A 21,538-nucleotide genomic window follows, 5' to 3' on the forward strand; every position below is an offset into this window, starting at 1 on the left:
ATATCTTCTCTTTTGTAATGCGTTTTTGACAACAACTTTTATGATTAAGGACTGAAATTAAAATGTATATGAAAATTAAAAGATTGATAGATATAATTCTCTCTTTAATTGGGCTTATTGTCTTATCTCCGATATTTTTAATTTTAATTATAGGGACTAAACTGGATTCAAAAGGTCCAGTTCTTTTTAAGCAAAAGCGGGTTGGTATCAAGAAATCTCATTTTAATATATTAAAGTTTCGTACTATGAGTATAGATACGCCAAAGGATACTCCAACACATTTATTAGATAATCCAGAACAGTATATTACCAAGATGGGTAAGTTCTTAAGGAAAACCTCACTTGATGAACTACCTCAAATATGGAATATCTTCGTTGGACAGATGAGTATTATTGGTCCACGTCCTGCATTGTGGAATCAGTACGATTTGATTGCTGAACGTGAAAAATATGGAGCCAATGACGTTCCACCTGGTTTGACTGGTTGGGCTCAGATAAATGGTAGGGATGAGCTTCCTACTGAGATGAAGGCGGAGTTGGATGGAGAATATGTTGAGAAGATTAGTTTGTGGATGGATGTTAAGTGTTTTTTTAAAACTATAATTAGTGTAGTCAAAAGTGATGGTGTTGTTGAAGGAGGAAAAAATAAAGACCCGTTCATTAGATAGAATATGCAATCTACGAAACTTTATCATTATTTTTTCAATGAAAACAATAAATATGAAAATTGAAATACCAGTTGAAAATAAATATGTTTTTTAAACTAGGAGAGATATTTGAATGAAAAATGTTTGGATAACAGTAGATGTTGAAGAATGGTATCACCTAGAATATATGAGACAGTATATAGATGATACTGGAAATTTTAGAGTTGTACCATTAATGAGAGAATTTCTTGATAAATTAGATGAACTTAATATTAAAGCCACATTTTTCATTTTAGGAGAATTGGCGGAAGACAATTCACAAATTCTTAAGGAAATTGCGTCTAAAGGACATTCAATTGGTTGTCACGGATATGATCATGATCTCTTATATAATAAAAGTAATGACGAATTTGAAGAGCAAGTAACTAAAGCAAAGAAGATTATAGAAAAAATATCAGGTTCTAAAGTAGAAGGATATAGAGCCTCCTGTTTTTCTATGGAAGATGAAAAATTAAATATATTAGAGAAGATAGGGTTTAAATACGATAGTAGTTTTATTAGATTTGAACAGCATAATTTATATAAAATGTTAAAAATGACAGGTTTTAAGAAGGTTGACAGCTTGATACATTTTAAAAAAGATTTTTGCGAGGTTGAAATCCCTACTGTAAAGGTTTTGAAGTACAATATACCTATTTCTGGGGGCGGCTATATACGATTATTTCCACTATGGCTCTTAAAATTCTTACTAAAAAAATATCGAAAAACTGAGCATAATTTTTTACTCTATCTACACCCATTTGAGTTAACTAATGTAACCATTCCCACTCCTTCTAAAGCTCCTCTAAAAAATAAATTAAGAATGAATATTGGAAGAAGAAATAACCTAAATAAAATCGTGAAATTATTGGAGTATCTTAAAAAGGAAGGTGCCTCTTTTAGAGCAATGTCAGAAATATAAAAGCGAAAGTGAGACAAATATGAAGTTTTCTGTATTAATGTCATGTTACAAAAACGATAATCCTGAATTCTTAAGAATTGCAATTGAAAGCTCCTTTATAGAACAAACACTGAGACCTGATGAATTTTTACTAATTGTTGATGGACCTGTTTCTAAAGAGTTAGAAAATATAATAGCGGAATTTGAAAATCGATATAAATATATTTTTAAAGTACACAAATTGAAGGAAAATAAAGGGTTGGGTAATGCACTTAGAGTAGGTGTTCTAAATTGTAGTAATGAATATATTATTCGTATGGATTCAGATGACGTATCTCGTAAAGATAGATTTGAGAAGCTAATTTCTTATGCGAAAAGACATCCTGAGTGTTCCGTGATAGGTAGTTATACTGCTGAGTTTGAAATTGATGTTAATTATCTAACTTCAGTTAGAGTAGTAAAAGAACATCATAATGATATAGTTCAACAATCTAAATCTAGAAGCCCTGTTTCACATGTATCGGTCTTATTTAAAAAAAAAGCCGTATTAGGGGCAGGTAATTATATGGACTTTCCATTATATGAAGACTATTATTTATGGATAAGGATGCTAAAGGAACAATATGTTTTTCATAATATACCTGAAATACTTGTCTTTGTGAGAACGGATAAAAATAGATATAAAAGAAAAGGGAATAAAACATATATTAAAAGTACCCTTGCATTTCAAAGGTACCTTAGAGAAGTTGGGTTTATAAATGGTCGAGAATATTTTATAAATAAAAATGGAAGATTACTTGTGGCTATGATTCCACCATGGATTAGAAAGTTTGTTTATGTAAACCTTCTAAGGCGAAAACCAACAAAAATTTAAGAGGTGACTTTATGAAAGGGAAGCATATAAAAGAGGCACTACAAGGATTATTTTCCGTTAGTTTCCTTAAGGCATTAGGCTCTTCACTTGGATATTACATTCATGAAACTGTAACGTGGAGAAAAAAAATGAATCGTAAAGGAAATTTACGAGTTCATGCTACATCTTCTATTAGAAACCCTCAGAACGTTTTTGTTGGGGAAAACTCACACATAAATCATCAGTGTTGTATTTGGTGTGGAGAAAATTCAAAAATAACTTTAGGTGACAACCTATTGATGGGACCAGGTGTTAAAATATTTTCGACAAACCACGGGATGGATATTGATAAGCCGATGACATTTCAGAAATATTCGGAAGCGGATGTCACAATAGGTAATGATTGTTGGATTGGTGCTAATTGTGTAATTTTAAAAGGGGTTAATATCCCAGATGGATGTGTGGTTGCTGCAGGAAGTGTAGTTTCAAAATCATTAACTGAGCCTTATGCAATTTATGGTGGTATACCTGCAAAACAAATTAGTAAAAGAAAAAAAAAATAAATTCAATGTTAAATCGGATAGATTGGAGATTATAATGGAAACTCAATATAGTAGAGGTCTAGTTAGCGTAATTATACCTACCTATAAAAGAGCAAATATGCTTTTAAGAGCAGTTGATAGTGTTCTTAACCAAACCTATAAAAATATTGAAGTCTTAGTTGTGAATGATAATGAGCCTGGTGATGAGCATACTAACGATTTAAAAGAAATTCTATTGAAATATACTGATGAACGGTTGAATTATATTGAACAAAAAAAACATGTTAATGGAGCCGTTGCAAGAAATGTCGGTATAAAATTGGCTAAAGGTGAATATATAGCTTTTCTTGATGACGATGATTATTGGAAAAGTGAAAAAATAGAAAAACAAGTAAATGTACTAGAAGAATTAGATAATTCATGGGGTGGGGTTGCATGTCGGAAAAAATTTTACCTAGGGGGAAAACTAGTTAAGGCAACTTTACCTTATAAGGATGGATATGTTTTTGAACATGTCCTTCTAAGAAATATAGAAATTACTACCGGTACATTACTTATGAGAAGAGAAGCTCTTGATGATGCGGGATATTTTGACGAAAACCTTTTGCGGTATCAGGATGTACAATTATTCGCATTTCTCACTCAGAAATATAAAATTAAGTTAATGCAAGACTTCTTTTTATGTGCACATATAGATGACAATAGTAACAGGTTGAATCCACAAAAGTTAATTTCTGCTAAAAAATCTTTTTTTAATTCAGTAGAGCCATTAATGAAGTCACTACCAAAAAGGAAGAAAACAAGAGTATATAACATGCATCAGTTTGATATTGGTATAGCAATGATAAAACACAGGGAATTTAAATCTGGTTTAAAAATGATTTCTTTTGTTTTTAAGGATCCAGTTTCAACATACTATGCTGTAAAAAAAACCCTAGTTAAAATAGTAGAGACTAAACTCCGTAATTTTATAGTCTAAATTTAAATATAAATTAATAAACAACGTACTAGAATCAGTAATAAAATGTTTTTTTACAATTATACAACCGAAACTAATAATAAAATAGGGGGATTATAGATGCTAACTTTTGTTATTCCTTCCGGATATCCAGATGAGATTCAGCCTCAAAAAAATATCTTTATAAAAGAACAAGTTAAAGCATTAGCCAGTCAAGGAAACAGGATTGTAGTTCTAAATCTTAAAATGATTCCTCTCAAAGTTAAACGTGGAAATTTATATTATGAAATTACTCGGGAAGAAAATGAATATTCTATTGAATACTTCAAATGGTTTAAAATGTGGGGAACAAATAAAATACCACAATGGTATTTATATTATTGTGAGCATCAAATAAGGCGTTTATATAATGCTGCAGAAGCAGAATTTGGAAAGCCTGATGTCATTTATGCACACTTTTCATATTTCGGTGGGTATGTTGCCAGTAAAATTGCAAAGGATAAATCTATACCTCTAGTTGTTGAAGAACATCGTAGTACTTTAATGCAAGAAAATATCCCCCGCCATCATATTAAAGCGGTAAATACGTCTATAAGAAATGCACAGGAGTTTATATGTGTATCTGAAAATCTTAAAAAATCTATACAGAAAAACTGCTTTTATCTAGAAAAAGAAATAAAAGTTGTCCCAAATTTAATAGATAAAATGTTTATATATCATGACCCACCTAAAAATGATAAATTTATATTCTTTACAGTAGGAAACCTACTTCCTAGAAAACGATTTATTTTTTTAGTTAATTGTTTTATTAAAGCTTTTTCAAAAGATGAAAATATTGTATTGAAAATTGGGGGGAGTGGACCTGAATTTAAACAAATTAATGATTTAATTACTACAAATGAAAGAGAGCATCAGATATTTTTATTAGGGCAACTTTCACGTGAAAAAGTTGTAAATGAAAATATTAATAGTAATTGTTTTGTTTTGCCAAGCGCACATGAAACTTTCGGTGTGGTTTACCGTGAAGCTATGGCTATAGGTCGTCCAATTATCACAACTGATCATGGTGGTTTTGATAAAAAGCTTGATGAAAATGACGGTATTATGATACCCGTTGATGATGAAAATGCTCTAGTTTGTGCATTGCAAGAAATGCATAAAAACTTTAATAAATATTGTGGGAAAGATATTTCTCAGCGCTGCTTACAAGAAACATCACCTGATATAGTCTCCAAAAAAGTAAATAATATTTTAAAAGCTGCCATCATAAAATATAATAATTAAATTACTTATAATTGCTGAGATTAATTTTAAAGGGGTTTAGATAATGAAGGGGGATTTTTAGTGAATTTTAAACATGATAGAAAAATTAACATTAAAGATATATATATATTATGTATCTCTACTGTTATAATTTTTTTTGGTAATCTAGTAAGCTTTTCCTCTTTCAGGTTAAATGAATTTGTTACAGATCGATATCTTCTAGTATTTGTATTGCTAATATTATTATTCTCTTATATAAGGTGGAGAAGTCCTTATAATCTTCAGTTTTTAGTTATTTGGTTTTTATTTATAATATCAATATTATTTTCAAAAATTATTAATGAAGAATATAATTTAATAGATATTTTTGTTTTAATGGTATTTGTTCCCTGGTTATTTCGCATTGAGCGCAGATATTTATACCTATTATGTTGGTCCACAACAATTGCATTTATCCCTTTTATATTTGAATATGGTGTAAATGGATTTAATTCATATGGTATTACCACCGCACTCATTGGCATAAATACAGCTATTTTATTATATTTATCTAACAGGCAAAATTCATTTAGAATTTCTGTGTTAATTTTAATTACAACAGTGCTTCTTATTTACTTACGTTCACGTACAGCTTTGATATCATTCCTAATAGGGGGATTTGTATTAATTTATTTTAGTATAAATAAAATTAAATCAAAAAAGAAGTTCTTTTACTATATACTCTTTTCTACCTCAATAATTCTTTTTTGCTATTTTTATCTTGATGCTATTAGTAATTTAATCTTTAATAAATGGCAAGTGTCAGAGGAAGATATTACTACAGGTCGTGCTGAAATATGGACTTATCTATTTAGTAATGATATTTCAATTTTTGGAAAAGGTTCATCGTATTTCTGGAATACTTTTGAGCATATGGATGCCCATAATATCTTTATGCAATTGCTTGGACGATATGGTTTAGTGTCGATGGTTTTGTTCTTGGTTTTAGTTTTATATATATTAAAACTTATTATTCAAGTAAATGCAAAAGAAAGAATAGCATTCTTAGCCTTTTTTGGTGTTTATTTTGCACTAGGTATGTTTGAAAATACTCTTTTTGTTGACATAAAAACATTTAGTATTTCATTATTGTTTATTATTTATATAGCAATGTTACTACAAGCAAATAAACGAAATTCATAAATGTCTTTTTAAAAAATTGAAAAACGAGCAATAAATAAAGAGTCGTTCTAGCCTTATGCTTAATTTTAACAGTTTTAATGAATTCATATTTAATATTTATTGTATAGATGAAATCTTACTATGTCATGATAAAAGATTGACTTAAATAGAGAGGGTATATTAATGAATAAGCTCAAAAGAATTATTAAAACTAATCTCTTATTAAAAGATTTTTATAAGTTACTTAGTATTCTAAAAAACAAAACTATAATTAATTTTGTATTTCACCTAAAAATGATATTAAGATCAAGAGGTATATGCGATCTTAAATATAAAAAACTAAAAGAATTTAAAAATATACATTCGGGGAAACGCTGTTTTATTGTGGCGACTGGTCCAAGTTTGACTATTGAAGATATAGAAAAATTAAAAAATGAAGATACATTCAGTATGAATTCAATAGTATTATTATTTGATAAGACTGAATGGAGACCAACTTATTATGGCATACAAGACCCTTATGTTTATGACAGGATAAAAACTGATTTAGAAAATGTGGATGTAAAATATAAGTTTTTTGGACATAGATTATATGAAAAATCTAAATTACCCGAGGATAGTTATGTTTTCCCTCATAATATATTAAATCATAAAATTAACCATAAACCCTATAACTCAAAATTTAGTGGAGATATTTTTCTTCAAGTATATGATGGGTATACAATTACCTATTCATTAATACAGATTGCAGTCTATATGGGCTATAAAGAGATCTATTTAATTGGAGCAGATACAAATTATATAAAAGAGAAACAGCATATAGTTGAGCATGGTGTTGTTGATTCTAGCTATGCACAGGCAGGGACTAGAATGATTGAAGCATATAAAGTTGCAAAAAAATATGCAGATGAAAATGGTATAAAGATTTATAATGCAACTCGTGGTGGAATGTTAGAAGTTTTCCCAAGAGTTGATATAGATGAAGTAGTAGGACTGAGGGAGAAAAATTGAGTTTACTAGTCAAAATGTTTACAAATAAAAATGCTAAAGCTGGTAGTTTTTACTTAATAGGTAATTTGTTTAATAAAGCAATTGCTTTTATTACCATTCCGATTTTCACGAGATTAATGTCTACTTCGGACTATGGCATAGTTAACACATATTTGTCGTGGGTATCTATCCTGTCTTTAATTGTAGGTCTATCATTAGGTAATTCGTTACGCAGTGCTTATATAGATTATAAAGAAGATTTGGAAGGGTATATATCATCAATTTTTTTTCTATCATTGCTTAATTTTATTATTTCATCCACATTAATTATTGTTATATCACATTTCTTTTTTGAAAAATTGGATATTACACTAGTTATTCTCTGTTTAGTACAGTCTTTTATGACATTTATTCTAAATAGTATAACTATAAAGTATATGTTGTCAGTAAATTACATAAAAAGGACATTATTACTAGCATTACCTAATGTTATTGTATCAATTTTATCAATATTTTTTTTAATAAATATGAATGACAATCAATATTTAGGTAGGATTATACCTTATGTTATAACCACTTCTTTAATAGCAATGTATTACTTGGTGAAAATTTTTATACAAGGTAAAAAATATATTGATAAGACATATTGGAAATACGCTATTATTCTATCATTACCATTAATTTTTCACGGACTTTCTGCAACAATTTTAAGAACATCAGACTTAACAATGCTTACAGCTTTTCGTAGTACATCAGAGGCTGGTATTTATAGTTTAGTGTACAACCTAAGCATGATCTCTTTAGTTATAACATCATCATTAGAAAGTGTATGGATTCCGTGGTTTAATAAAAAATTATTAGGTGGAGAAAGAGAAAGTATAAATAAAAATGTAAAGATTTATATAGAGTTGGTCGTAATTGCAATGATAGGGATACTATTAATTAGCCCTGAGGTACTAGTAATTATCGCACCTAAAGAATATTGGAGTGGCGATATTTTAATACCACTAGTGTTACTAGCTTCTTTTTTCATCTTTTTATATTCTATCAGTGTTAACTTAGAGTACTTCTATAAATCTATTAAAATAATTGCAACTAATACTTTTATAGCTGCAGCTCTTAATCTAGTGCTTAACCTTATATTAATACCATCATATGGTTATATAGCGGCTGCTTTTACGACAGTAATTGCTTATGCTGTAACTTTTGGAATTCATTACTATGCTGCAAGAAAACTAGATAATCTATTATTTCCATTCAAAATTTATATCAAGCCTATAATAACTATGATCTTAGCAGTAATAATATCTTATCTAATTATAGATTATGCTATTTTCAGATGGCTAATAGCATTTGTAGGATCATTCATATATATATTAGTTTCATTTAGAAAGAATAGATTCACGGCATTATTGAAGTGAACAAAACAAAGAAAGAAGGAGTAAGAATGAATAAGAAAAAGGTAGTTGCTTTTGTACCGATAAAATTGAATAGTCAAAGGTTACCCAATAAAAACATTTTACCAATAGGTGATCAGCCTATGTGTTGGCATATTCTAGATAGTCTTCTAAGAGTAGATAAAATTGATGAAACATATGTATTCTGTAGTGAAAAGAAAGTAAAAAAATATATCCCCCCAGAAACTTCTTTTCTTAAAAGAGATTCTAGCCTTGATGGTGACTTGGTAAAGGGATTTGAGATTTATGATTCTTTTATTAATCAAGTAGATGCAGATATCTATATACTAGCTCATACTACTTCACCGTTTATTAAAAGTGACACGATTACACGCGCACTACTAACTATGTTAGATAAAGGTAAAGATTCTGCTTTTTCAGCACAAAAAATACAGACTTTCGCATGGTATAAAGGTGAGCCAATAAATTATGATTTAAATGACGTTCCACGAACTCAAGACATGGAACCTTTATACGTAGAAACAAGTGCTTTTTTTATGTTTGAAAAAGAAGTATTTACTAAGCACCGTCGAAGAATTGGTTTTAATCCACATATACAAGAAGTTGATAGTATCGAGGCGATTGATATTGATACAAAAGAAGATTATGAGTTTGCTTTACGTTTAATAGAAAATAAATAATAGGAGAGTGTAAATTATGTTGACATTAATTGCAGGTCCGTGTGTAATTGAAAATGAAGAAATGGTTATGCAAGTAGCCGGAGAAATTAATAAAATAACTGATGAATTAGGAGTTGATTATTATTTTAAAGCTTCATTTGATAAAGCTAATAGAACTTCAATTAATTCATATAGAGGTCCCGGATTAGAAAAAGGATTAAAGATTTTAAAGAGGATTAAAGACACTTATGGTTTAAAAGTAGTAACCGACATACATGAGCCATATCAAGCAGAACCAGTTTCAAAGGTAGTAGATATTATTCAAATTCCTGCATTTCTTTGCCGTCAAACAGACTTGCTTGTAGCAGCTGCTAAAACAGGAAGAATGATAAATGTAAAAAAAGCTCAATTTTTAGCACCTTGGGATATGAAGAATGTTGTAAATAAAATAAAAGAAAGTGGAAACGAAAATATATTACTTTGTGAACGAGGGACTACTTTCGGATATAATAATTTGGTTGTTGATATGACAAGTATTCTTGAGATGGGGAAACTTGGATATCCGGTAGTCTTTGATGCAACACACAGTGTCCAAAAACCTGGTGGTAAAGGTGATGCTACAGATGGAAATAGAGAGTATGTTGAGCATCTAGCAAAGGCTGCTTTAGCAGTAGGTGCGCATGGCTTATTTATGGAGGTTCACCCGGATCCAAAGAATGCTTTGTCTGACGGACCTAACATGGTACCACTTAGTGAATTTGAAACAATGTTAAAGAAATTAATAAAAGTATATCAAGCTGTCAATATTTAAATTGGAGGTTGGGAATTATGGATACCTTATCAGCAGATAGGAAAGTTATGGACTTTATAGCAGATGCAAAGGAAGTATTTGATACAGAGATTAATGCATTGAAAATTGTAAGAGACAGTCTAGATGATAATTTTAATCAAATTCTGAAAGCAATTTCAGAGTGCAGTGGGAAAATTATTGTAACAGGCATGGGTAAACCTGGTCATATTGCTCGAAAAATCGCAGCAACAATGGCAAGCCTAGGAACTCCTGCACTTTTTCTTCATCCTGCTGAAGCACTGCATGGAGATTTAGGCATGATTGGGAAGAATGATGTTGTAATTGCAATTAGTTATAGTGGTGAGAGTGAAGAAATCACTAGGATGATTAGCAATATAAAGGCAATTGGAGCAACCCTTATAGGCATTTCTGGGAATAAAGAATCTACTTTAGTTAAATACAGTGATTATGCTCAAGTTTTTCCTTATTTCAATGAAGCATGTTATTTAAACCTGGCACCAACATCAAGTGCAACGGCTGCATTAGTATATGGTGATGCTTTGGCTGTAGTTGCATCTAAAATATACGGATTTAATGAAAAGAATTATGGGTTGTATCATCCGGCTGGCTCTTTAGGTAAAAAATTATTTATTAAAGTAAAAGATATTATGGCTACTGGTGAAAATAATGCAATTATAAAGTCAGGACTGACATTAAAGAGTGCAATAGTTGAAATGGGGAAAAAAGGCTTAGGAATGATTACTATTGTAAACAATGATAATAATATTTTAGGTGTCGTTACCGATGGTGATTTAAGACGTCAGCTTGAGCAAGGTGTTGATGTTTATGATTTATTAGTTGATGAAATCATGTCGAAAAATCCAGTTGTTTTAAATGAAGAAGATATGGCAGTTGAGGCATTACAGATTCTAAAAGAGAAAAATATATCAAGTGCCCCTGTTCTTAACAGTAAAAGCAAAGTTATAGGCACAATTAGACTTAGAGACATCTTAAATGAAGGAATTGTAATATGATGATTAGATTACTTGTTATGGATGTAGATGGAACTCTTACTGATGGGAAGATATATGTTGGATCAGAAGGAGAAATAATGAAATCCTTTAATGTAAAGGATGGACTTGGAATTAATAAATTACATGATTTTGGAATAATACCTGTAATTATTACTGGGCGTCAATCTAAAATTCTTACGCACCGCGCAAATGAATTAAATATTACTGATGTTTATCAAGGTATAGATAGTAAATTAGATATATTAAAACAAATTTCTGATAAATATGAATGTGATTTTAGTGAGATTGCATATATAGGCGATGATGAAAATGACTTAGATTGTATGAGATTATGCGCAATGAAGGGATGCCCAGCAGATGCGGTAAAAGAAGTTAAGAAAATAGCAGACTTCGTCTCTCAGCAGAGTGGGGGTAACGGTGCGGTCAGAGAATTTATAGAATTTATTATTAGTTGATTTAAGTTAGACGCTTTTTAGAAAATTCCTTTTATCTTTAACATTATCAAATAATATATCTATACACCAAGTGTGTAGAAAAGAGAAATTAAAATAGAGAGGGTATTTTAATGAAAATAACTATTGCTGGCATTGGTTATGTAGGATTATCAAATGCAATTTTATTAGCACAACAAAATGAAGTAGTAGCATTAGATATTATCCAAGAAAAAGTTAATATGATTAATAATAAAAAATCTTCAATTATGGATAATGAGATTGAAAAGTTTTTAGCTTCGGGAGAATTAAATTTAAGGGCAACTACGGATAATTGCAAAGCATTCAAAGACGCTGATTATGTCGTTATTTCTACACCAACAAATTATGATCCAGAAAAAAACTATTTTAATACAAGAACAATTGAAGCAGTGATTGCCAATGTGTTATCAATTAATCCAGAAGCAATAATGGTAATAAAATCAACAGTACCAGTAGGATATACAGAGAAAGTTAAGGAAAAGTTTGAAACGGATAATATCATTTTCTCACCAGAGTTTTTGAGAGAAGGAAAGGCATTATATGATAACTTATATCCTTCTCGTATAATTGTTGGTGAGCAGACTGATAGAGCCAAGGTCTTTGCTGATTTGTTAGTTCAAGGAGCTATAAAAAAAGATATTCCTGTGCTATTTACTAATTCAACAGAAGCAGAGGCTATTAAACTATTTGCCAATACTTACCTAGCTATGAGAGTTGCGTTCTTTAATGAGCTAGATTCATATGCAGAGGTAAGAGAACTAGATACAAAACAAATTATCGATGGTGTTGGGCTTGACCCTCGTATAGGTAATCATTATAATAATCCTTCCTTTGGTTATGGTGGGTACTGTCTCCCTAAAGATACAAAACAGTTGTTAGCTAATTATATGGATGTTCCAAATAATATTATGACAGCAATTGTTGATGCAAATAGGACAAGAAAAGACCATATTGCAGAAATGATAATAAAGAGAAATTCTAAGGTAGTAGGTATCTATAGACTTACAATGAAATTGGATTCAGATAATTTTAGGAAATCTGCAATTCAAGGTGTAATGAAACGTATTAAAGCAAAAGGTATCGAAGTTGTTGTGTATGAACCAGCTCTTCATGAAGAGAGATTCTTTAATTCTAAAGTAATAAACAATTTAGAAAAGTTTAAGGAAATTTCAGATGTGATTGTGGCAAATCGATTAACTGATGAATTACAAGAAATAAAGGAGAAAGTATATACAAGGGACTTGTTTAGTAGAGATTAATTTTGAAGAAGTTTTTTATTGTGCTGTTCTAAATGTAAAACAAGAAATTTAGTGTAGTTTGAACAGGATTATTTACTGTTTGGTTGCTTGGTATTTTAAAGAGCAAATATGGATAAGTTAACAAACTAAAATTTTTTAAAACAGATTGAATATTTGAATGGAGAGACGTTCATGAATTTTAGCGAAATAAGGGCATAATTAAATAAGAGTAATGATGATGAAAAAACTGTTTTAATTTCAGTGTTTACTCTTATTTTAATAAAAATTCTCATGCCTCCACTAACAATTTTATAATGCTATTTATCTCTTATATAATGTGTCATTATAAAAGTAAGACAAAATATCAAGGGATAAAGTCCTAAAAAAAATTATTTTAGAACAATACGTCCTATTTACGGAGATTGAAATTAAAGATATACAATTACTTATTAAGTATTACATTAGTGTTTGAAAATGAAAGAGATATTATAAGAGAATTAGAAAATCTAAATGAAGTTTTATCTAAAAGGAATATGAGAAAACAAAAGAAGAGTTATCAAAATGATAAAATACTTCTAGAGGCATATTCTATGTAGTATAAGATAAAGTTCTCAATTAAGTATGAAATCTAAATGTGGGACCTTTCTGTCAACTAGATAAATTTATACCTAGGTTTAAGTGTACACAGTAAAGGTGTGGAACGACGATAGTATTTTGAAGGTGAGGGGACAAAGTGCACTTAAAGAAGCTAATTCCAATATCGGTAAAGAGATATTGGAAACTACAGAAGTTAAGGAAAAAATTCCCGGATAGTATTATACAGACACATAAAGTAGGTGAAGATGTTTCTTTAGGTTTGGGTTCAGCACTAGGTATAGGAGTAGATATTAGAAATAAAGTTAAAATTGGAAAGTACTCTTATATTAATCCTGGAACAATTGTAGCTTCAGGAATATTAGGTAATTATTGCTCAGTTGGATACAATTGTCAAATAGGGATGTTTGAACATCCGGTACATCATATGTCTACTTCTCCACATATTTATCATAAGGATAGAAGTTTATTAAATATTCATACCTGGGATGAAATCACTAATCCACCCATTATAGGGAATGATGTGTGGATAGGCAGCAATGTATTAGTTTTACAAGGGGTTAATATTGGAAACGGAGCGATAATTGCGGGAGGGTCTGTTGTAACTAAAAATGTCAGACCTTATAGTGTTGTGGCAGGTGTTCCAGCAAAATTTATCAAAAAAAGATTTGATGAAAAGTATATAGACTTTTTAGAAAACTTAAAATGGTGGGATTTAACTACTAAAGAACTTACTCAGTACAAATTATACTTTGAAGCTAAGGATAAGTGGGTAGATTTGGTTAAATAAATTATTAAATTCTATTTGAAATTTGTTGTTTTTATAATTTAGATGAAGAAACGTTAGTGGATATATAATAAGTAGCTCTCTTCTTAATATTAAACTAATATTTTTTTATTGTTAAAAGTAGATGAACGCGGAAAAGCTAAATATATTGGAGAGGAGAACTTAAATGAATATACTTGTAACAGGTGGCACTGGATATATTGGCTCGCATACCTGTGTAGCTTTATTAGAAGCAGGGTATAATATAATCGTAGCTGATAATCTTTGTAATAGTAGGGTTGAGGCTATAGATAAAATACAGCAGATAACGAATGAAGATGTTACTTTTTATCAAATAGATGTAATAGAAGAAAAATCTGTGGAAACTCTTTTTAGTAAACATAAACTAGATGGAGTCATTCATTTTGCTGGTCTTAAAGCGGTCGGTGAATCAGTAAAAATACCAATATCATATTACTACAACAACATAGTTAGTACTATGGTTCTTGCTAAGGCTTGCCAAAAATTTGGTGTTAAACGATTTGTTTTTAGTTCATCTGCAACAGTATATGGAGACAACACTGTACCTTTTGTAGAAACAATGGACCTTTTACCTACTACAAATCCATACGGTGAAACAAAAGCCATGAGTGAGAAGATTCTAACGGATATAGCTAAAGCAAATCCAGAATTTTCAGTTGCTCTTCTTCGCTACTTTAATCCAGTAGGTGCCCATGCAAATGGTTTAATTGGTGAAGCACCTAATGGTATTCCAAATAATCTTATGCCTTATGTTACTCAAGTTGCCAAAGGAAAACTGGATAAACTTAGGGTTTTTGGAAATGACTATCCAACAACAGACGGTACCGGTGTAAGAGATTATATTCATGTGTTGGATCTGGCAGAAGGACATGTTGCAGCGTTAGATAATCTCAAGGAAGGTGCTCATATTTATAACTTGGGAACTGGAAAAGGTACTAGTGTGCTAGAGTTAGTAAAAGCATTTGAAGATGCTAATGGTATTGAAGTTCCTTATGAAATAGTTGATCGTAGACCTGGAGATGTTGCTTCATGCTATGCTGATGTTTCAAAAGCTAAGAAAGAATTTGGTTGGACAGCTAAACGTGATATTATTGCAATGTGCCGCGATGCATGGCGATTTGAGAAAAATTTAAAGAGTTATTAGAAACAAAATAGAGATGTTATTGCCGGTCAAGCTGAAATGATGTACTCCCTTTTGAGTAGATAACTAAATAAAAGAAGTGAATATAAATTGTTTTGAGGATTTTTAAAATTAACAAAAAAGACTTTATTTGGAGTGGCGAGCATGATAGTTGAGTCTACTTGCGATACATTTTGTTAAAAAGTATCCAACCCATAGTGCCTACATAAGCTCTTCTATGTCAAGTCGTCTCTCGCTTCTACTTTCACGTTAAAAGTTCAGGCTGAATCCGATTCTTAAAATGATACCTGTTGTGATATACATTGTTTTGATTTTTTAACGTCATAGACCATTACTACGATGTTTCCTTCGTAGCAAGATAAATAATTTTTCTTAAACCTCATCTGATGGACAAGTTGTTTTTAATTTCACGCTCTTCAATTAATTATAATTAGATCATTATTCAATAAACAAATTATCTTAGTCAATTAAATAGTGTTACTTTTTTATTAATAAATCTTGATTGTTTAATAAATATATTCTTTTTTCTTCAAATGATAATCCTTTTGTATTCAGTGCATTTTCCAAGTATTTTTCTTTGTAATTCACTATACTACCGATCGGTTTTGCAGGATTACCTGCTATTATTAAGCCTTCTTGCTTAAAACTTTTGGTTACAACGCTTCCAGATCCAACAATAATATTGTCAACTAACTCAATGCCTGGCAAAATTAAACTATTTTGTCCAATAAAGCAATTATTACCTATTTTTATTCTGCCAAATAAATCTGTAGAGTTTGGAATTACTTTTGACGCAGAATTATCATGTGTTGTAAATTTAACACCAGTACTAATAGTTACATCGTCACCAAATTCAAGCAGATATGGCTCAGCAGAAATAAGTGGAGAAAATGCTCTCATATTTTTACCTATTTTAACGCCACAATCCATATAATATCGTACTTTTATCTCCATAGGATCTTTTTTTAAAATAAACTTATAAAATATAATTTTTAAATAAAAATTTAATCGTTTTAATCTTGACATAATGAGTATCATTCCTTTCGCTGTGCTCAAGGCATAAAAATTAATGAAAGTTCCTTCCTCCAACTTTCTCGTTTGGTGATATAATGTATTCGGATAAGCAGATACACTACAGAGCACGGGGAGGTGAGTGGTGCAGTTCAATACTGCCCGCATAATAAGATGTGCCGTTTGCTATTTTTAAGTACAAATAAGTGTGACATAGAGCACGTAAACTAATCCTTGTATAAACAATTCCCGTTTATTGCATAGCAAACAGTCAATGTCTGCTTATCCACTATAAACTTTGGCGGGGATGTGTTTATGCTTAAAATTGTTCACTCTATTTGCTGTGGAATTGATGTCCACAAAAAGTTTGTTGTTGCAACGATAGGTACGACTAACAAATCGGGTGTTACTGAGTACCAAACGAGGCAATTTTCAACCTTCACTGAAGATTTGCATCTTCTTTTGGATTGGTTAAAATCAAAATTTTGCGTTCATGTCTGTATGGAGTCTACAGGCAAGTATTGGTATCCTGTTTTCAATGTTTTAGAAAATGATTGCGATGTTGTCGTTGCTAACCCGAAATATGTCAAGGGTATTCGCGGCAAGAAAACCGATAAAAAAGATTCAATTTGGCTTTGCGACCTGCACAAGCACGGTTTAGTTCCCAATAGCTTTATACCGTCCTTATTAATCCGTCAAATCCGTGATTTAATGCGCTATCGGTTTAAACTAATCAACTTTAAGTCAAGTGAGAAAAACCGTATTCAAAACTCTCTTACCGTTTCCAATATCATGATTTCCAGTGTGGTTTCAGATACTTTCGGTGTAAGCTCAATGAAAATTATTAATCACCTACTTGAGAATCCTCATTGTGAAGGATTTCGATATTTCATCTATGCTCCACAAAAGCATGCAAAATAAAGCAGAAACCATTGAAAAATCAATTCGTGGAAACTTGACGAAACCACAAGCAGATAAAATGCGTGTTTGTCTAGATCATTTTGATAGCATTGAGAAACACATAGCCGATATTGAATCCGTTGTATTAGAATTAGCTCAGCCCTATTTACGACAAATAGAAATCATTCTATCACTACCAAGCATCAAGGATGTTTTTACTGCGATTGCTATCATCGGTGAGATCGGCACCGATATGTCCATGTTTCACTCCTCCAAACATTTGTGTTCATGGGCTGGACTTACTCCGCAAAACAACGAAAGTGCTGGTAAGAAAAAATCTGTTCGGATTTCACGAGCCGGTGTATACATCAAACCCTTATTAGTTCAATGTGCAAATGCTGCAATTAAAAGTAAAAAGTGTACTTATTTCAAAGTCCGTTATGACCAAATCAAAAAACGAAGAGGGCACAAGAAAGCGATTATTGCGATTGCAGGCATGTTACTCAATTGTATTTACTTTACCATATGCTTGATAAGAATGAGACATTTAACTATGATTTATAAAAAATCGACTCCAAGCCAAAACGAAACTATGCACCTCAGATCACTGAGGAAATGGTTATACGTTACTTGGAAACGCTGGGCTATCAAATACCCGATATGCACATTAAAGTTTGATTCATTTTAAATAATAACATCCATTTAAAAAAGCCACTTTTAGTAGGCTTATTTGTTATGCCCACATTTTTCGAAACAGTTAATTCAGTGTTCTTTTTTATTTTTTGAAAATCCCTTCTATTATACTACAATTTACAAACATTGAATCTATTAATTTAACTTATTTTATACATAAAGACTATTCTTAAATTGTAATAATAAAGCAATAGTATTTTCGTAAGGAAAAATTTGTAACATTAAGCGACGATATAAAGTTTGGGTGCCTGTCACTAACCGGAAAATGTCGAATAATCATTGTTTGATCGTTTTCGATTTAATATTGTTTTTATGATCCAAAATTTCAATATATTTATATAATAAGAAGTGCGGAGTATCTCATCTACTTGGAAGTAATCTATAAATCCAGAGAAAGCCCTCTGGGCATGAACTTGAAGGATGTCGTTGATCATCTCTCTGTTCAGAGCCTGTTCCCGTTTTCCGAGATATTTCTGTTTCGATGGAATCTTCATATTATGAAGGTAGAGACTTTCAACACATTATTGGACAAGAGCAATCCAAACGAGCACTCAAAATTGCTGTGGTAGGTGGGCATAATGTGTTAATGGTCGATCCACCAGGATGTGGAAAGAGTTTATTAGATGTGGAAAGAGTTTATTAGCTGAAAGCTTTCCATCCATTTTACCTCCCCTTTCTTTAGAAGCCCAATTAGAAAATGTAAGCTTATATGAATTAGCAGATATTTCTTTACTTAATCGTAATCAGGAGCTCCGTTTCGAAGTCCCCATCATTCTGCTTCGTCTGTATCCATCATTGGTGGTGGCTCAAATCCAAAACCAGGTGAAGCTTCATTGGCCATTCATGGGGTTTTATTTTTAGATGAGATGGCAGAGTTTACGAAGAAATCATTGGACATGCTTAGGCAGCCTCTTGAAACAGGAAAAGTTACGATCAGTCGTACACAAGCTACAGTGGTCTATCCTGCTCATTTTTTATTGATTATGAATCCTTGTCCCTGTGGATATTTGGAATCAACTTCTCGTTACTGTACATGTACCCCTAAACAAGTTCAATCTTATCGAAATCGTGTATCGGGTCCTATAGAGGGTCGTAATGATATTGTTTTAAGTCTGCAACCTGTGAGTCTTCATCAGGAGAGTAGAGACGATGTGGAATCATCTACTACGATCAGAAGTAGTGTTCAAGAAGCGCGTGAAAAGCAGTTTGAACGCTATGGGAAAGAAGCTTTGAATGCTGCAATTTCTATTGATGAGCTACTTTCTAAAGTCTCTTTAACCCAGAATCAAAACCGATTTTTGCAAAACCGATCTTTGAAACAAAGCTGGAGCAATCGTGTTCATGTCAAAATGATTTGTTTAGCTAGAACAATCTCTGATATAAGAGGGGGAAACGAAATTTCGGATGAAGCTTTGTGGGAAGCCGTAACGCTAAGAAAAGCCCATTCAAAGCAGCTTACGGGGACGTTGGAAGCATGGGTCGTAAACCTAGGAATTGGAATCCAAATCGTTTTTATCACATCATCAGCCGTCGAAATCATCGAGATGAATTATATTTAGACTACGGTGATTATAAAACCTTCCTTCACATGTTAGCAACGATCAATAAAAAATATCCATTTGAACTTCCATGTTCATGACAAATCATTACCATCTCATGCTTCGTTCAAAAGAACAAACCATTTCTAAAATCATGTCATTGCTGAATAAACGATACACGGATTATTACAACACCAAATACCGTTTAAAAGGACATCTTTTTGAAAAATGATTTTGGAATCAAGAAATAACAGATGATGAAGGGATGTTATAGAAGTTAGTAGATATATCCATCGAAATCCATTAGAAGCTAAAATGGTCAAACAGCTTTAGGATTATACATGGAGTAGTTATCTGTATTATATAAACCCAATGATGTCCCCATCATCCTATTTAAATAAGGAAATTATTTTTCGATACTTCGAAGGAAGTAAAGAAGACAGAGAGAAAAAATACCAGGATTATTGCTTAATTGAGTAAGTGTCTGATACTACCAGAATTAACATTGGATTTTATTATTTTAAATTTGATATTAAGTTGGGGTGCCTGTCACTTTTATCAAGTATAGAAGATATAAAGGAGTCGAATCCCTTGAATTACAAAACCCTTGATCCTAGAAAAACATACAGGAGCAGCAGGTTTCATCGGGTATTACTTATCTAGAAAACTGTTAGAACAGGGATGCCAAGTGATTGGTGTTGATAATTTAAATGATTACTACAATGTAAATCTTAAACATACTCGTTTGGAGCAACTTAAACCCTATGAGGAGTTCACTTTTATTAAAGGTGATATTTCTGATAAGTCCATGATCACAAATCTCTGTGAACAGTACAAACCAAACGTTGTGGTTAATCTGGCTGCTCAAGCAGGAGTAAGATATTCAATAGAGAATCCTGATGTATACATTTAAAGTAATATCATAGGTTTTTACAACATTCTGGAAGCTTGCAGACACAATCCAGTTGAACATCTAGTATATGCATCTTCTAGTTCTGTTTATGGAGCCAATAAAAAGGTACCATTTGAAGAATCAGATTCTGTAGACAACCCAGTATCCCTTTATGCTTCTACTAAAAAATCCAATGAATTGATGGCTCACACATACAGCCACTTATATAACATTCCAGCTACAGGGCTTTGGTTCTTTACCGTTTATGGTCCTATGGGACGACCGGACATGGCTTACTTTGGATTTACAGATAAATATTTTGCTGGAGAGCCAATTAAGATCTTTAATAACGGTGATTTCGAGAATGATCTCTACCGTGACTTTACATTCATAGATGATATAGTAGAAGGGATTGAACGACTTCTTAATAATCCACCTACTGAGGCATCTCTCCATAAAGTATTTAACATTGGAAATAACAATCCTGAGAGATTGATGTATTTTATTAAATCTTTGGAAAAAGCTTTAAGTAAAGCAACTGGAAGATTGGTCGAGTTTGATAAGACATTCGAACCAATTAAGTCGGGCGATGTACCTGCAACTTATGCGTCAACTGATTTGTTACATGAAGCTGTAGGATTTAAACCAGCTACTTCGATAGAAGATGGATTACAAAAATTTGCAGATTGGTATGTGGAGTATTATAAAGTGAAATAAGTTTTTTTATCTATAAATGATCATTAATATTTCATACTTGTCAAACAGTGTAAAATCATAATTTAGAAAAAACGAATGTGCCTAGGAGTACAACATTTATCCTAACTATATCTTTTAATCAGGTGGAGTAAAGTCTCCATCTGATTCCACGTTGTTTTAAACTTTGTTTTAAACGAGTTCACAATGATACATTATCACAGAACTCATTCTGTAAAAAAAAGCATGTTACCTGCTCTATTATCTGTTAGTATTCGAAAATCCTTCCTAAAAATAACTTT

22 protein-coding genes and 1 pseudogene are annotated in these 21,538 nt (G+C 31.4%); 22 read left to right on the plus strand and 1 reads right to left on the minus strand.

Annotated features, from left to right (window positions below):
- Nucleotides 1–62 precede the first annotated feature (62 nt).
- From VQL36_RS01600 to galE, 17 genes are all read left to right on the plus strand, one after another.
- Entirely contained in the window at nt 63–668 is a 606-nt protein-coding gene (locus VQL36_RS01600; protein ID WP_349247633.1) for a sugar transferase, read from the plus strand.
- Nucleotides 669–780: 112 nt separating this feature from the next.
- A complete protein-coding gene (locus VQL36_RS01605) occupies nt 781–1,608 on the plus strand; it encodes a polysaccharide deacetylase family protein (protein ID WP_349247634.1) in 828 nt (275 codons plus the stop codon).
- 37 nt (nt 1,609–1,645) lie between these two features.
- Nucleotides 1,646–2,461 carry a glycosyltransferase gene (locus VQL36_RS01610; RefSeq protein ID WP_349247635.1) on the plus strand — a complete coding sequence of 272 codons (816 nt, stop codon included), beginning with the start codon at nt 1,646–1,648 and terminating at the stop codon, nt 2,459–2,461.
- An 11-nt stretch (nt 2,462–2,472) separates the two neighbouring features.
- Nucleotides 2,473–3,003 carry an acyltransferase gene (locus VQL36_RS01615; protein ID WP_349247636.1) on the plus strand — a complete coding sequence of 177 codons (531 nt, stop codon included), beginning with the start codon at nt 2,473–2,475 and terminating at the stop codon, nt 3,001–3,003.
- A gap of 34 nt (nt 3,004–3,037) precedes the next feature.
- Complete coding sequence (locus VQL36_RS01620) at nt 3,038–3,961, plus strand: glycosyltransferase family 2 protein (RefSeq protein WP_349247637.1); 924 nt, start codon at nt 3,038–3,040, stop codon at nt 3,959–3,961.
- A 99-nt stretch (nt 3,962–4,060) separates the two neighbouring features.
- Nucleotides 4,061–5,224 carry a glycosyltransferase gene (locus VQL36_RS01625; RefSeq protein WP_349247638.1) on the plus strand — a complete coding sequence of 388 codons (1,164 nt, stop codon included), beginning with the start codon at nt 4,061–4,063 and terminating at the stop codon, nt 5,222–5,224.
- Between the two features lie 60 nt (nt 5,225–5,284).
- Nucleotides 5,285–6,385 (plus strand): O-antigen ligase family protein, encoded by a 1,101-nt coding sequence (locus tag VQL36_RS01630; RefSeq protein ID WP_349247639.1) that lies wholly within the window; start codon nt 5,285–5,287, stop codon nt 6,383–6,385.
- A 162-nt stretch (nt 6,386–6,547) separates the two neighbouring features.
- A complete protein-coding gene (locus tag VQL36_RS01635; protein WP_349247640.1) occupies nt 6,548–7,375 on the plus strand; it encodes a 6-hydroxymethylpterin diphosphokinase MptE-like protein in 828 nt (275 codons plus the stop codon).
- Complete coding sequence (locus VQL36_RS01640) at nt 7,372–8,775, plus strand: lipopolysaccharide biosynthesis protein (RefSeq protein WP_349247641.1); 1,404 nt, start codon at nt 7,372–7,374, stop codon at nt 8,773–8,775. The genes VQL36_RS01635 and VQL36_RS01640 overlap by 4 nt, the downstream gene beginning before the upstream one ends.
- Before the next feature lie 26 nt (nt 8,776–8,801).
- The gene (locus tag VQL36_RS01645; RefSeq protein ID WP_349247642.1) at nt 8,802–9,452 is read left to right on the plus strand and encodes a cytidylyltransferase domain-containing protein; all 651 of its coding nucleotides are present in this window, start codon (nt 8,802–8,804) and stop codon (nt 9,450–9,452) included.
- 16 nt (nt 9,453–9,468) lie between these two features.
- Nucleotides 9,469–10,242 (plus strand): 3-deoxy-8-phosphooctulonate synthase, encoded by a 774-nt coding sequence (gene kdsA, locus VQL36_RS01650; RefSeq protein WP_349247643.1) that lies wholly within the window; start codon nt 9,469–9,471, stop codon nt 10,240–10,242.
- A gap of 17 nt (nt 10,243–10,259) precedes the next feature.
- A complete protein-coding gene (locus VQL36_RS01655; protein WP_349247644.1) occupies nt 10,260–11,255 on the plus strand; it encodes a KpsF/GutQ family sugar-phosphate isomerase in 996 nt (331 codons plus the stop codon).
- The gene (locus VQL36_RS01660) at nt 11,252–11,710 is read left to right on the plus strand and encodes an HAD-IIIA family hydrolase (RefSeq protein WP_349247645.1); all 459 of its coding nucleotides are present in this window, start codon (nt 11,252–11,254) and stop codon (nt 11,708–11,710) included. The genes VQL36_RS01655 and VQL36_RS01660 overlap by 4 nt, the downstream gene beginning before the upstream one ends.
- Before the next feature lie 110 nt (nt 11,711–11,820).
- Nucleotides 11,821–12,987 (plus strand): nucleotide sugar dehydrogenase, encoded by a 1,167-nt coding sequence (locus VQL36_RS01665; RefSeq protein WP_349247646.1) that lies wholly within the window; start codon nt 11,821–11,823, stop codon nt 12,985–12,987.
- Between the two features lie 401 nt (nt 12,988–13,388).
- Nucleotides 13,389–13,562, plus strand: a complete 174-nt coding sequence (locus VQL36_RS01670; protein WP_349247647.1) for a hypothetical protein — start codon at nt 13,389–13,391, stop codon at nt 13,560–13,562.
- A gap of 137 nt (nt 13,563–13,699) precedes the next feature.
- Nucleotides 13,700–14,350 (plus strand): CatB-related O-acetyltransferase, encoded by a 651-nt coding sequence (locus tag VQL36_RS01675; RefSeq protein WP_349247648.1) that lies wholly within the window; start codon nt 13,700–13,702, stop codon nt 14,348–14,350.
- 163 nt (nt 14,351–14,513) lie between these two features.
- Nucleotides 14,514–15,512 (plus strand): UDP-glucose 4-epimerase GalE, encoded by a 999-nt coding sequence (galE, locus tag VQL36_RS01680; protein ID WP_349247649.1) that lies wholly within the window; start codon nt 14,514–14,516, stop codon nt 15,510–15,512.
- 474 nt (nt 15,513–15,986) lie between these two features.
- Here the strand turns inward: galE and VQL36_RS01685 are convergent, their stop codons facing one another.
- Entirely contained in the window at nt 15,987–16,565 is a 579-nt protein-coding gene (locus VQL36_RS01685) for an acyltransferase (protein ID WP_349247650.1), read from the minus strand.
- Nucleotides 16,566–16,835: 270 nt separating this feature from the next.
- Between VQL36_RS01685 and VQL36_RS01690 the strand changes: the two genes are divergently transcribed.
- The 5 genes and pseudogenes from VQL36_RS01690 to VQL36_RS01710 all read left to right on the plus strand — a co-directional run bounded on the left by VQL36_RS01690 (nt 16,836) and on the right by VQL36_RS01710 (nt 21,260).
- A complete protein-coding gene (locus tag VQL36_RS01690) occupies nt 16,836–17,441 on the plus strand; it encodes an IS110 family transposase (protein WP_349247651.1) in 606 nt (201 codons plus the stop codon).
- Nucleotides 17,431–18,108, plus strand: coding sequence for a transposase (locus VQL36_RS01695; protein ID WP_349247652.1), 678 nt, complete (start codon nt 17,431–17,433; stop codon nt 18,106–18,108). The genes VQL36_RS01690 and VQL36_RS01695 overlap by 11 nt, the downstream gene beginning before the upstream one ends.
- A 486-nt stretch (nt 18,109–18,594) precedes the next feature.
- Nucleotides 18,595–18,756 carry an ATP-binding protein gene (locus VQL36_RS01700; RefSeq protein ID WP_349247653.1) on the plus strand — a complete coding sequence of 54 codons (162 nt, stop codon included), beginning with the start codon at nt 18,595–18,597 and terminating at the stop codon, nt 18,754–18,756.
- 151 nt (nt 18,757–18,907) lie between these two features.
- On the plus strand, nt 18,908–19,672 hold the full coding sequence (locus VQL36_RS01705; RefSeq protein WP_349251097.1) for an ATP-binding protein: 765 nt from the start codon (nt 18,908–18,910) through the stop codon (nt 19,670–19,672).
- 570 nt (nt 19,673–20,242) lie between these two features.
- Nucleotides 20,243–21,260: pseudogene (locus VQL36_RS01710) on the plus strand (GDP-mannose 4,6-dehydratase).
- Nucleotides 21,261–21,538: the final 278 nt, after the last annotated feature.

It is taken from the genome of Chengkuizengella sp. SCS-71B (assembly GCF_040100845.1).
Taxonomy (GTDB): domain Bacteria; phylum Bacillota; class Bacilli; order Paenibacillales; family KCTC-33759; genus Chengkuizengella.